Consider the following 14,047-nt stretch of genomic DNA (forward strand, 5'->3'; position numbering starts at 1 on the left):
TAAAAATGAAATGAACAAAGTTTCTCGTATTGCACTAGTTGTCGTTATTTGTTTGGTAGTGGGGTATGTTTCTGGTATGGTTACTCGTGCCTCGATAACGACTTGGTATCCTACTTTGGTAAAACCGAGTTTTAATCCGCCCAATTGGATTTTTGCACCCGTTTGGACTTCGTTGTATATTATGATGGGTATTGCAGCTGGATTAGTTTGGAATCAAATAGCTTCCACAAAAGAATTGGTTACAAAAGCCCTGCAATTCTTTGCTGTTCAATTGGTTTTGAATGCGCTTTGGTCGTATTTGTTTTTTGGATTACACAACCTGATGTTAGCGACGATCGAAGTCATTCTACTTTGGTTGCTGATTTTTGAAACCTATACTCACTTTGCAAAAATCAATAAAAAAGCAGGTTATTTGTTACTGCCGTATTTGGCTTGGGTGAGTTTTGCTTCGGTTCTAACAGCTAGTATTTGGTGGTTGAATCGTTAATTAATATTCAACTTCCACTTGAATTAAATTTTCAATAAGTTGTTTGTATTTAGTCCAAAAATAGTTGAAAAAATAAAAGGTGTATAGTAGGAATGGGATTTTAAAATAATCCCAATAACTAAAGTGATAATTAAGCATTACGTTAATTACTGCTCCAACAATCATTACTCCAGCAGTAGTAATTAGTATAACTGATGTAATGGGTTGATTGAGCTGTTTGATAATTTTTTGAAGGTCTTCGTTTATTTTGTATTCTACAAAGGTTTCAGAATTTTGCTTTAAAAAACGGATGTGTTTTAATAGTAAATACTGGTACACACTATTTTTAAAGTTGATGCTACTTCCAATAAATAGAAATATAAAAATCCCCATTTTGTTCCATTCAAATACATCTCGAATCCCTATGGTTTCCAATAGAATGGTGGTAAAACCTATTCCGGAAATTAGAATTACTAAAAATCCCGAAAAGCACAAACCTAGTTGGCATTTTATAAGTCTGCTTTCAATAGATTGTGTTTTAGCATAAATAAAAGGTCTGTAACTATTGATCAGTTGGATGCGGGCAGTAATGGTATTCATTTGGGTAAGATTGGGGGGGGGTGTTTGGGTTGGATATTGTTAATTAAAAGTCAGTGGAAAAATTAATGTGGTGTCTTTAAATACTCCATTTTTATGGCCGGGTTGCCAACGAGGAATTTTTTGAAATACTTTTTTAGCTTCTTTTTCTATCTTGGTGTTATTCCCTTCGATTAACTCTACATTGTGTACAAATCCATTCGGATCAACACTAAATTGAATCCTTAATTTTCCGTAAAAATTACCAATTGAAAGATTTCTAGCTACAAAAAAATATAAATTTTCCATTCCTCCCTCATATAAAGGTTCCATTTCTGAAAAAGAGTAAAAGTAGTTTGAAATTCCCTCATCAATTTCACTATCATCAATGTTGATTAATGTTCTGCTAGAATCTTCATTCATTAAGAACTTAGCTTTAGTAGAAACTGAATCATTTATAATTAATAATTCATTTAATTCATTATTGTAGGAAGCAACTAACTTTTTGTTTTTATAGTATTGAGTATTCGAAACATACTTACCATCTAAAAATGTACTAGTTATTTCTATGTTACCATCCTTACTTATTAATTTCCAAAAACCTGTTTTTTGATTTTCCTTATTCAGTTGATTAATTTTTTCATTTTGTCCCAACGTAATTAGAGAAAAGAATAAAATTAGTAATGTAATGGATTTTTTCATTCTATTTTTTTTCAAAATTACAAACCTTTTTTACTAAAACAAAATAATTTTAATTTATTAATCTTTAATTTTAAATTATAAGTAAAAAAATATATTATTCGCTTATGGCACTCGCCAGAATGAATCCACTGGTCCACGCATTTTGGAAGTTGAATCCGCCAGTTACGGCATCAATATTGACGATTTCGCCAGCAAAATAAAGGTTGGGGTGTAATTTGCTTTCCATAGTTTTGAAATTGATTTCTTTTAAATCAATTCCGCCAGCAGTAACAAATTCTTCTTTAAATGTGCTTTTGCCATTGACTTGAAAAACACCTCTTGTAAGTTGGTTGGCTAAGTTTTGCAAATGGGTTTTAGATAAATCAGCCCATTTGGTTTCGGTGCCAATGCCTGAAGCCAGAACCAAACTTTCCCACAAACGATTTTGTAATTCCAAAGGGGATTTTTTAGAGACGGTTTTCTTAGCATGTTCTTGCTTAAGTTCTTTTAAAAGGCTTTCGGTTTCCTCTGTTTCGATATCGTTAAGCCAATTGACCTCGATGGTAAATTGATAGTTTTTATCGTGTAAAATTCGCGCGCCCCAAGCAGATAATTTCAAAATAGCTGGGCCACTCATTCCCCAATGGGTAATCAATAAAGGCCCTGATGATTCGAGTTTAGTACCTAAAACTTTGACGCTAACTTGGGTAGCAATGCCAGGTAATTCTTTGATTCGGGCATCTTTGATGTTAAAGGTAAATAGGGAAGGAACAGGGGTGATTATGGCGTGTCCAAAAGTATGCAACAAATCCCAAATTTTTGGATTGCTACCTGTTGCTAAAATCAATTTTTCAGCTAAGAAAGATTCGTTTTGGGTATCGATTTTCCAGCAATTTTCTGCCGAGCCTTCGGTATAGAAGATAGATTGAACACTTTGTCCTGTTAAGATAGCAATGCCTAATTTTTGACTCGCATTGGTAAAACAATCAATAATAGTTTGGGAAGTATTAGAAACAGGGAACATTCTACCGTCTTCTTCAATTTTGAGTTCGATTCCGTGTTTTTCAAACCATTCTATTGTGTCTCCAGAGCAAAATTGATGAAACGGTCCGCGCAATTCTTTTTCGCCTCTTGGGTAAAATTTAACCAATTCGTTGGGTTCAAAACAAGCATGGGTCACATTGCAGCGTCCTCCGCCAGAAACACGAACTTTGGAAAGGACTTCTTTTCCGCGTTCAAGAATCGCCACTTTGAGTTTTGGATTGCGTTCTACGATGTTAATTGCCGAGAAAAATCCAGCAGCACCACCTCCCACAATAATAATATCAAAGTTTTGATTCATGTTTTTGTTTTTGAACGACAAAGTTAAGAATAAAAGAACGCCTTTATTACTAAAGGCGTTGCTATAATTTAACCGATTTTCTATTTTTGAACCATTAAGATATTTAGGGAATTAAGTTTCTTAATGAATCTTACTATCTTAATGGTTTAGTTGACTCTCAAATAATATTGGTTTTATTTTTTTAATTCTAAAAGTACTATCTCAAATTCAGAATCAATTGTTACTTTTCCATTGGTAACAACTGCTTCTTTTCCAGAATAAGCTTCTTTTACCTTTGCACCATTTTTGAAAATTGTTCCTGTTGCAATTGTTTTTTTGCCTTTGGCTAAATCCAAACCAACCACAATTGCATCGGTATATTTTCCTTGAGTATACGTTCTGCTAAATACATAAGGAGAAGCAGTAATTTGTTGGTGAACTCCAGCACCTACTGCAGGGTGGTTTTTTCTAAACAATCCCAATTTTTGCCAATGTGCCAAGGTTTTTTGAGTGGTTGGATCCTTTTTGATGTCGTCCCAATTCATGAAGGAACGCAAGGTAGCATCTCCTTGTGTGCCTTCAATTACCAGACTTCTAGCGGATTCATCACCGTAATAGACTTGCGCAGTACCAGGAGCTAATAATAATTTATTGGCACTTTCAAAAGTCTTTTCTCTTTTACCATCAAAAGGTGTTGAATCATCGTGAGAGGAAACATAGTTTAAAACTCCAAAGCCTTTTAATTCATTTTGAAGTTTGTTGGAGTAAAATGAAAATAAGCTTTCATAGTCTTTCTTCGCCTCGTTTTTAAATTCAAAATTGATTAAGCTATTGAATCCATTAGCAAAATAATTTACTTTTTTATCTCCAAAATCATAATACAAGCCTCCACTGATGTTATATCCTGAAACTTCTCCTGTAGTGTAAAAACCATTGTTGTCTAACACTTTTGAAGGATTGTTTTTCTTCCAAGTAGCAAAGGCATAATTACATTGTTTTTTGAATTCGGCCCAAACGCCCTCTTCAATATGCTTGGCCGTATCAGCACGGTAGCCATCAATTCCGTATTCTGTAATATAATCGGTTAGCCATTTGATGATGTAATATTTAGGCGCTCTTGGGTATCCTGTACGCGCAAAAAAAGTGTCTAATTCTTTCACTTCTTGTTCATAACGTCCTTCTTTTTTCCATTTTTCGACCAAAGCAGCAGGCAATTCAACGCTTTGTTCGCTTTCAGTACGTGTGTCAGGAAGATTGGCTACCAAAGTACAAGCAGTTGTATTTGCATAGTTTTTATAATCACAGGCAGGACTTGTTCGTACCCAGTTTTCTGGCCAAACGGCATCTTGAGGTGTAACAGGTCCGGTATGGTTGATTACGCCATCAAAAATAACACGTATACCATGTTGGTGGGCTTTCTCTACCATATTTTTTAAATCGGATGGAGTTCCAAAGTTAGGATCTAATGTAGTCCAATCTTTTGCCCAGTAGCCGTGAAACGCATAGCTGTATCCTGTTCCTTCATCTGTTCCATCGTGAATTTGTTCTACCAAAGGCGTCATCCAAATGGCATTAATACCTAGTCGGTCAAAATAACCTTCTTCAATTTTTTGTGTAATTCCTTTGATATCACCACCCATAAAACCACGTAATTTTCCGGTTGGTTTAGTACGGTTGTAGTTGATGTCGTTAGTTTGATCGGCGTTATTGAAACGATCTGTCAATAAGAAATATACATTGGCTGCCTCCCAAACAAAAGGAGTGGTATTAGTTGATTTTTTCTTTTGTGCTTGTGTTACATTGGACGAAATGAATACAGCCAAAAGGGCAAGTAATAAAACATTCTTTTTCATAATTATTTGATTTAGTTTTAACCATTAAGGGATTAAGGAAATTAAGGTTTTTGCTTAATGAATCTTAATTTCTTAATGGTTTATTTAATGCTGTAATTCAAGTATTAAAGCAGATTTGCCTTCAACACTAATGTTACTTTTAATGTTGATGGTTTGTCCAGAAATCACATCTTTTCCAGAGGAATAGTTTTGAGTATTTTCTTTAAAACGGGAAACCGCTATCTCTTGTTTTTCATTAGAATTGTTAATAATAACCATTACACTTTCTGAATCATTGTATCTAAAATAAGTGTATACGTTGTTTTCAGGAACATAATGAGTAGTTTTTCCGGAATGAATTACCGATTTTCCTTTTCGCCAATTGAATAATTTAGCGGTAAAATCAAAAAATTGTTGTTGTTCTTTGGTACGCCCTTCAGCAGAAAAAGCATTGTTGGTATCTCCTTTCCAACCTCCAGGGAAATCATGTCGTATGTCGCCATCACCCATATTTTTATCTCCTTTCATGCCAATTTCAGAACCGTAATACAGTTGTGGGATACCGCGAATGGTAGCTACTAAACTCATAGCCAATTGGTATTTTTTAAAATCGCCTTGGTAGATTTGGTTGAAACGATTAGTGTCGTGATTTTCAGCAAAAACCAACATATTGTTAGTATTTGGATATAAAAAATCGTTGGTGAAATTTTCATATACTTTGATAATTCCTTTGTCCCAATTGGCTTTGTCTTCGTTAAAAACGCCTCCGCCAATAGCATCGTGAAGGGTAAAATCCATTACCGATGGCAAGTTGGAATTGTAGCTTTGAATCGCACCAATTTTACTGTCTTTTTGCCAATATGCCATTTGAGCTTGATCATGCATCCAAACTTCACCTACAATATTGAAATGCGGGTATTCGTCGGTAATGGCTTTAGTCCAAGCAGCGATTCCTTTTTTATCACAATAGGAATAGGTATCTACGCGGAATCCGTCAAGGTCAGCATATTCAATCCACCATATAGCATTTTGGATGAGATAATTTAGGACCAATGAATTCGACTGGTTCAAATCGGGCATTGATTTTACAAACCATCCGTCCATACACATTTGAGCATCTGTTTTAGCAGCGTTTGGATCAAATTGTGATGTCATTCGGTAGTTGGTTTGTTTAAAACCTGGAAATTGATGAATCCAATCGTAAGTAGGTAAATCATTCATCATCCAGTGCTTATACCCCCAATGATTGGTCACATAATCCATGATGTTTTTCATGCCGCGTTGGTGCAATTCGGCACTTAAACGCACATAATCTTCGTTGGTTCCGTAACGAGAATCGATTTTATACACATCGGATTGTCCGTAGGTATGATAGGATCCTCTTTCGTCATTGTCTTCGCAAAGTGGAGTAGGCCAAAGAGCAGTCGCTCCAAGGGATTTGATATAATCTAAGTTATTGATAATTCCTTCAATATCACCACCGTGACGGCCGTCTTTATTGGCACGATTCGCTTTTTCTATGGTTTCTTTCGTGCTGTCATTATTTGGATTACCATTGGCAAAACGATCTGGCATTAACAAATAAATCATATCCGAACTATCGAATCCTTCACGAAAGCGCGAATTTTCTCTTCTTGATTTCAAACTATATTTTTGGGTAAAAGCCACTTTTTTATTTTTCGAAAAAGAAAAAAGCAAGTCTTGCGTAGCTACATTTTTGGTGTCGATAGTTACAAAAAGATAGTTCGGGTTTTCTGTTTTTTGAATGGTTTTAATTACGACTCCATTAGAGACACTCACTTCATTTTGAGCAATATTTTTCCCGTAGAACATAATTTGCACTTCAGAAAGATTCATGTTAGCGTACCAAAAAGGCGGTTCAACACGGTCGATTTGAGCAAATGCAAATGTTGTTGAGAGTAATAAGAAGAGTAATTTTTTCATAGTTCTAAAATTTATTTTTGTAATAAAAATTGTAATGGAATATGCAGTCGTTCTGACCACGATTTTTCGGAATGGTCTTTTCCTTCAAAAAATTGAGTAGTCCAATTCGTTGGGAGAAACCCTTTTTTTTGCATGAGTACATCTACTTTTTTCTGTAAATCGGGGTACAAAGCATCTAGTGTTTTGTTTCCGTAATCAAAATAGAATGTATGTGTTTTTGGGTTAGGCAAATGGGAATCCATATAATTGATGAAAGCATCAGGTATTGGATTGTTTTGAGTGCTAAATGTTCCAGGCCAATGGGTAGAAATACACGCCGCTCCGCCAAAAACTTCGGGATATTCGCAAATAGCGTACATTGAAATCAGTCCGCCCATACTAGAACCCGCAATTACAGTATTACTTTTATCTTTTAAAGTAGAAAAATGGCTGTCGATGTAGGGTTTTAATTCAGTCACTAAAAATTTCAGATACAAATCAGAAATGGGTTGAAAGACTTCTTTAGTTCTACCGGCTTTTTGTAACTGAGCTGTTATCGTGTCTTTTTGTGTTTGGCTTAAACTTTCATAAGGCTTTTTCGGAAAATATTCTGGATGTCGTTTTTGACCGTTATTCCAAATTCCAACTACAATAAATTTTTTCGTTTTCCCTTCTTGTATCAATTTCCCTGCTACTTCATCCACTTCCCAAGATTGCTTGTTCCAAGTTGTAGCTGCGTCATATAACATTTGACCATCGTGCATGTACAAAACCGCGTATTTTTGAGTGCTAGAATAACCATCAGGCAGCCAAATATCGATATTTCTTGAATTAACATAGTCCGATTTAAAGTTTTCAAGGCGTTGTATAGTGCCTTTACTCACTTTTGGTATCTGCCCAAAAGAAATGGATGTTAGTAGTAAAAAGAAGATTTTTTTCATTCTTAAACCATTAAGGAATTAAGGGACATTAAGTTTTTTTATGATTTATTCGTCACTTAGCATTGTAAAGTATTCGTTTACAAAAGGTTTTGATGACTTTGTAATATTAGTTGTTTTAAAATTAATTAATAATCCCTGTGGACGTCTGAGTAATTTCATATACGATAAAAGTTGTGCTTCATGAATAGGTAGAATATTTTCAACCGCTTTTAATTCGACAATAACACAATCGTTTACCAATAAATCTAATTTTAAATCTGTTTCAGTTTTTAAATCGAAGTAATTAATTTTTACAGTAAGTTGTTGTTTTACATCATAACCATTACTCTCCAATTCGTATTTTAGACATTTTTCGTAGATACTTTCTAACAATCCAGGACCAAGTTCTTTATGAACTTTAATAGCAAACCCAATAATCTCATAAGATAATTGGGTTACTTCTTTTTTAGTCATTGTGATTCTCATCTACGTATTTTAATATAATGTCTGTGTAAAAACCTTAATGAATCTTAATTTCTTAATGGTTCAAAAACTAAACCGTAACTAAACCATTAGCTGCTACAGCAACTTCTTTTCCATTCACCACAACAGTAATTGCTGTATTCCCTTCCAAAGCAATTTGTGTTTCGGTTTGATTCACAGTTACCTTTACAATTTGGTTTCTGAAATTAATTTTGAAGGAGTAGCCCTGCCATTCTTTCGGAATTTTAGGAGCAAAATGTAAGGTGTTATTTTTAACACGCATACCTCCAAAACCTTCCACAATACTCATCCAAGTACCTGCCATAGAGGTGATGTGGCATCCTTCTTCCACTTCCTTGTTATAGTCGTCTAAGTCCAAACGAGACGTTCTCAAATAGAAAGTATACGCCATATCCATTTTGTCCAAAACAGCCGCTTGAATAGAGTGAACACATGGCGAAAGGGAACTTTCGTGAACCGTAAATGACTCGTAAAATTCAAAGTTATTTTTCAATTGTTCTTTCGAAAAATGATCTTCGAAGAAGTAAAAGCATTGCAATACATCGGCTTGTTTGATATAAGGCGAACGCAAAATTCTATCCCAAGACCATTTCTGGTTGATTGGTCGTTGGCTTCTATCCAAATCGGCAACGCGAACTAATTCTTTATCCAAGAATCCGTCTTGTTGTAAATACACTCCCAATTCTTCTGATTTTGGGAAGTACATATTGTCTGCTACTTTTTTCCATTCTTGTAATTCAGCATTCGATAAATTTACTTTTTCAATGATGCGTTTGTGATCCGATGGATATTCTAAAGAGACTTTTTGAATTTGCTCTGCAGCGTAATTAATACACCATTTAGCGATATAATTCGTGTAGAAGTTGTTATTAACGTTGTTTTCGTATTCGTTTGGACCTGTAACTCCAAGAATCACGTATTGATTTTTGTTGGTAGAGAAAGTCGCTCTTTGGTGCCAAAAACGAGCAATACCAATTAACACTTCCAATCCTTTTTCAGGAATATAACTGTAGTCGCCTGTAAAACGGTAATAATTAAAAATAGCAAAGGCTATGGCTCCATTTCTGTGGATTTCCTCAAAAGTAATTTCCCATTCGTTATGGCATTCTTCACCATTCATAGTCACCATTGGGTACAAAGCTGCACCATTGGTAAAACCTAATTTTCCAGCATTTTCAATCGCTTTGTCCAATTGATTGTAACGGTAGGTCAATAAATTACGGGCTACTTCTTGGTCTTTGGTAGCCATGTAAAATGGAATACAGTAGGCTTCCGTATCCCAATAGGTAGAACCGCCGTACTTTTCTCCAGTAAATCCTTTTGGTCCAATATTCAAACGAGAATCTTTACCTAAATAGGTTTGGTTCAGTTGGAAAATGTTGAAACGAATACCTTGTTGTGCTTTCACATCACCTTCGATAGTGATATCTGACATTTCCCATATTTTAGCCCAAGCTTGTTTTTGATCTTCTAAAAGGACATCATATCCTTTGGCTAATGCCGATTTAATCACATTTTCAGCAGCTACTTGCGTATTGGCATGATTCATAGAAACGGTGTATCCGCCAATTTTCTGAATCGCCGAAGTTTGACCTTGTCCAATTACGGTTTCATAACTGTGTTGGATTCTTTCGTTGTTAGCATCAATGGCAACAGGCGAAATGTTTTCGTTTTTTCCATTGGCCCAAACACTATTGTGCATGAAAGTAGTCGCTTTGAAATGGGTTTTGAATGTTTGAGCAGTAACAAATGCTTCATTACTTCCTTTTTTCACTTCTAGTGATTCCCAAAATTTTTCTTCCCAGTTCGCATCTTCATTGGTTACACCAGCATCAATGTAGGGTTTGTAGACAATTTTCGCATCTTTATTCAAAGGTGAAATCTCGTAATTGATGATTCCTACTTCATCCAAATCAATAGATAGAAAACGTTTTACATTGACTGCAATTTCAGTTCCGTTTTGTAAAGTAGCTTCAAAAGAGCGTTGGTACCAACCTTCTTTCATGTTCAATTCACGACGGAAATTACGAACCGAAGCACAAGTGTTTAAATCTAAATTTTCACCATTGATTTCGACATCAATTCCAATCCAATTCGGTGCGTTTAATACTTTGGCAAAATATTCTGGATAGCCATTTTTCCACCAACCCACTTTAGTTTTGTCAGGGTAGTAGATACCGGCAATATAACTTCCTTGGAAGGTTTCGCCTGAATAGGTTTCTTCAAAATTAGCACGTTGCCCCATGGCGCCGTTTCCAATACTGAAAAGACTTTCGGATGATTTTACTCGTTCTACATCAAATCCTTCTTCAATAATCGACCAATTGTCGGGTTTAATATAATCTTGATTCATTTTTTTAATTTGAAAATTTGAAAATTTGAAAATGGGCTACTTTGCCCTAATTCCTAACTTTTAATTATTTATAAGTGAATTTAAAAAGGCTTCATCGATATAAGTGAAGTCTTTAAAATTGTATTTTGCTTCGTTTAAAATGGCAGCATCGCCAATTCCAATACTGGTCATAGCTGCGATATTAGCGGCTTGAATTCCGGCAACTGAATCTTCAAAAACTATTGAATTTTCATTAGTACTACCTAATTTTTGAGCGGCTTGAAGAAAAACTTCAGGGTCTGGTTTAGCATTGCTTACGTCATTGCCGTCAACAATGGCATCAAAATAAGATAAAATTCCAGTTTTTTCTAAAATAGGTCTAGCATTTTTACTCGCTGATCCCAAAGCGATAGGTTGTTGATTAACTTTTAAAAATTCTAAAACCGTCATTACTCCTGGTAGGATTTCGCTTTGATCCATGTCCACTAGATACGATAAATACTCTTCGTTTTTTTGAATTAACCATTGGTCTTTTTGTTCCTGAGACGCTTCAACATCTCCTAAACCTAAAATAATATCGAGTGAGCGTACGCGGCTTACTCCTTTTAATAATTCATTGTGTTCGTGTGTGAAATCGATACCTAATTCGGTTGCAATTTTTTTCCATGCTAAATAATGGTATTTAGCGGTGTCCACAATTACTCCGTCTAGATCGAAAATAAATGCTTTTTTAGTCATTATTGGTATTATTTATTACATCATCTACATCTTTAACGCGCACTACTAATATGGCAGCAACAATAAAACTTAGGCCACTAGTTACAATGGCATAAATCGCATTGTCTTGGTACACATATTTTACCAAAGGCCCACCAATTAAGGCGTTTACTATTTGTGGCAACACCACGAAAAAGTTAAAAATTCCCATGTAAACTCCCATTTTTAATGGAGAAATGGATCCAGCAAGAATAGCAAAAGGCATAGATAGAATACTTGCCCAAGCAATTCCAACAGCAATCATAGAAAGAATAATCCAGTTTTCATTGGGCATAAAATAGATAGAAATTAGCCCGACTCCTCCTATGATTAAGGATACAGCATGAGTTAATTTTCGTCCAATTTTTTTAGCAATATAAGGTAAGGCAAAAGCGTAAATAGCAGACACTAAATTGTAAACGCCAAATAATACGCCTACCCAGTCGCCGGCATTTTGATAGGCATCGCTTTTGTTGTCACTGATTGGTAATCCATAAATATGGTGTGCTATTGCGGGTGTGGTAAAAACCCACATACCAAACAAACCAAACCAAGAGAAAAATTGAACAAAAGCCAATTGTCTCATAGTAGTAGGCATTTTTCTGAAATCGTCAATAACATCCAGCAATCTTGATTCTTTTTCTTCTACGATTTTTTCATCTGCAAATTGTGCCAATTCAGCAGGAGAATATTCTTTGGTGCTAAAAATAGAAATAAGTACAGAGCCTACTAATACAATTGCTCCTATGATAAAGGATAAGATTAGATTATAAGGTACACCTCCAGCTTCATCTTTATTGGAAACCCCAAACCAATTTGTTAATGTATATGGCAACCAAGATCCGATTACCGCTCCAAAACCGATTAAGGCTGTTTGCACACTAAATCCTGCAGTTCTTTGATCGGTTCTTAGGTTATCGCCGACTAAAGCTCTAAAAGGTTCCATAGCAATATTAAATGAAGCGTCCATAATCATTAACATCCCAGCCCCAACCCATAAAGCAGGGAGTACCGCGATAAAAATTTCAGCTTGTGGCATTAATATTAATCCGATAGAAGCTAAAATAGCTCCGGTAAAGAAAAATGGTTTTCTTCTTCCAAATCTTCCCCAAGTTTTATCGCTATAATACCCAATGATAGGTTGAACAATTAAACCCATTAAAGGAGCAATTATCCAAAACCAAGAAAGTTCATGCACATCGGCACCAAAAATTTGAAGAATTCGGCTTGCGTTAGCATTTTGTAATGCAAATCCCATTTGTATTCCAAGAAATCCAAAGCTCATGCTCCAAATTTCAGAGGTACTTAATCTACGCTTTTCCATTATCGTAATTTTAAAATTAATACGATAAGCGCTATGCTTATCAAAACTTAACTAGGATTTTCGAAGTAAAAGTAAAAGTTTTGAAGCTCCAAATATAGAGATATAAATTTTACATTCATTTCAAAAAACTAATATTAAACAAAAAAATCTACTACAAGGTTGTAGTAATGAGTGAATTAACAAATTGTGTTTAATTTGTAGATTCTCTTTCGATGAGGTGGGTTGAGATCACTTCAGTGGTATAATTCTCTTCCCCCTCATTATAGTCGTCTGCTTCTAATCTTTTTATTAGCATTTTAGCTGCTTTAGCCCCCATTTTTTTACCATTTTGACTTACAGTAGTAATGGTAGGCGTGGAGTATTTTGAAATTATCCCATCAGTAAATGCGATTACAGCCAAATCATTTGGAACTTGAAGTCCCATCTTGTTCGCCATTTTTATGATAGTTACCGCAAATAGTTCGTTTACGGCAAACACCGCATCAATTGCTTTGTCTTCTAGTAGCTTACTAATAGTGATTTCGCAAGTGTCCACATCCTCAATTTTGATGATTAAATTCTCATTGAAAGGGATATCATTGTCTAGTAAGGCTTTGGTATAACCATCAGTTCTTAATTTTCCAACGCTCACATAGTCGACCGTGGTAACTAAGGCTATTTTTTTCTTGCCTTTGTCAATTAAACTTTGAACCGCTTCGTATGCTGCTGCTTGATCATCAATAATTACTTTGTCACACAAAATATCATTCGTCACACGGTCAAACATGACTACCGGCATTCCTTGATTGATGACTTCGGTAATGTGATGAAAATCGCCTTTGTATTGTGTTTCTTTGGATAGCGACATAATGAAGCCATCAATACTGCCGTTAGCAAGCATTTCCATGTTTAATACTTCCTTGTCGAATGAATCGTCGGATAAACAAATTACCACGCTATAGCCATTTTCATTGGCCACATGCTCAATACCATTGATTACGGTAGAAAAGAAATAATGTACAATTTCGGGTATAATAATACCGATAGTTTTGGTTTTTCGGTTCTTTAAACTAAGCGCAATATTATTGGGTTTATAATGATATAGTTTAGCAAAAGCTTGCACCTTTAATCGGGTTTCTTCACCTATTTCATGACTATTTCTTAAGGATTTGGATACCGTAGAAATCGAAACGTCAAGTTCCTTAGCAATTTGTTTTAGCGTGACTTTTCTTTTCATAATGAGTTGTAAGAAATAGTTATTGAGAATAAATGTATTGTTAAATTATTTCAATTACAAAAATACCTTATAAATTTTCTTAAAACTACAAACTTTTCAACACTACCACGTTTTCGTAAATAGAAAACGTTTTCGGTAGTTTCGAAATCGTTATCGATTTATTACGTTTGTTATTCGAAGTAAATTAAAAGTAGAA

12 protein-coding genes are annotated in these 14,047 nt (G+C 35.0%); 1 reads left to right on the forward strand and 11 read right to left on the reverse strand.

Going from position 1 to position 14,047, the window contains the following annotated elements; all coding sequences use genetic code 11:
* Positions 1 to 10 precede the first annotated feature (10 nt).
* Positions 11 to 487 (forward strand): TspO/MBR family protein, encoded by a 477-nt coding sequence (locus tag RMR09_RS00245; protein ID WP_310593828.1) that lies wholly within the window; start codon positions 11 to 13, stop codon positions 485 to 487.
* Here RMR09_RS00245 and RMR09_RS00250 read toward each other — a convergent pair whose 3' ends face one another.
* From RMR09_RS00250 to RMR09_RS00300, 11 genes are all read right to left on the reverse strand, one after another.
* Positions 488 to 1,066 (reverse strand): hypothetical protein, encoded by a 579-nt coding sequence (locus RMR09_RS00250; RefSeq protein ID WP_310593829.1) that lies wholly within the window; start codon positions 1,064 to 1,066, stop codon positions 488 to 490. It abuts the gene before it with no gap.
* A 39-nt stretch (positions 1,067 to 1,105) separates the two neighbouring features.
* Positions 1,106 to 1,744, reverse strand: a complete 639-nt coding sequence (locus RMR09_RS00255; RefSeq protein ID WP_310593830.1) for an energy transducer TonB — start codon at positions 1,742 to 1,744, stop codon at positions 1,106 to 1,108.
* A gap of 94 nt (positions 1,745 to 1,838) precedes the next feature.
* A complete protein-coding gene (locus RMR09_RS00260) occupies positions 1,839 to 3,065 on the reverse strand; it encodes an NAD(P)/FAD-dependent oxidoreductase (protein WP_310593831.1) in 1,227 nt (408 codons plus the stop codon).
* Between the two features lie 173 nt (positions 3,066 to 3,238).
* Entirely contained in the window at positions 3,239 to 4,897 is a 1,659-nt protein-coding gene (locus RMR09_RS00265; protein WP_310593832.1) for an alpha-amylase family glycosyl hydrolase, read from the reverse strand.
* A gap of 84 nt (positions 4,898 to 4,981) precedes the next feature.
* On the reverse strand, positions 4,982 to 6,820 hold the full coding sequence (locus tag RMR09_RS00270) for a glycoside hydrolase family 13 protein (RefSeq protein WP_310593833.1): 1,839 nt from the start codon (positions 6,818 to 6,820) through the stop codon (positions 4,982 to 4,984).
* An 11-nt stretch (positions 6,821 to 6,831) separates the two neighbouring features.
* Positions 6,832 to 7,740, reverse strand: a complete 909-nt coding sequence (locus RMR09_RS00275) for an alpha/beta hydrolase-fold protein (protein WP_310593834.1) — start codon at positions 7,738 to 7,740, stop codon at positions 6,832 to 6,834.
* 45 nt (positions 7,741 to 7,785) lie between these two features.
* On the reverse strand, positions 7,786 to 8,193 hold the full coding sequence (locus RMR09_RS00280; protein WP_310593952.1) for a GxxExxY protein: 408 nt from the start codon (positions 8,191 to 8,193) through the stop codon (positions 7,786 to 7,788).
* 79 nt (positions 8,194 to 8,272) lie between these two features.
* Positions 8,273 to 10,576 (reverse strand): glycoside hydrolase family 65 protein, encoded by a 2,304-nt coding sequence (locus RMR09_RS00285; RefSeq protein ID WP_310593835.1) that lies wholly within the window; start codon positions 10,574 to 10,576, stop codon positions 8,273 to 8,275.
* A 60-nt stretch (positions 10,577 to 10,636) separates the two neighbouring features.
* On the reverse strand, positions 10,637 to 11,293 hold the full coding sequence (pgmB, locus tag RMR09_RS00290) for a beta-phosphoglucomutase (protein ID WP_310593836.1): 657 nt from the start codon (positions 11,291 to 11,293) through the stop codon (positions 10,637 to 10,639).
* Entirely contained in the window at positions 11,286 to 12,635 is a 1,350-nt protein-coding gene (locus tag RMR09_RS00295) for an MFS transporter (RefSeq protein ID WP_310593837.1), read from the reverse strand. Before RMR09_RS00295 ends, pgmB begins: the two co-directional genes overlap by 8 nt.
* A 190-nt stretch (positions 12,636 to 12,825) precedes the next feature.
* Positions 12,826 to 13,851, reverse strand: coding sequence for a LacI family DNA-binding transcriptional regulator (locus tag RMR09_RS00300; protein ID WP_310593838.1), 1,026 nt, complete (start codon positions 13,849 to 13,851; stop codon positions 12,826 to 12,828).
* Positions 13,852 to 14,047 lie beyond the last annotated feature (196 nt).

This window comes from Flavobacterium sp. (assembly GCF_031537875.1).
In the GTDB taxonomy this organism is placed as follows: Bacteria; Bacteroidota; Bacteroidia; order Flavobacteriales; family Flavobacteriaceae; genus Flavobacterium.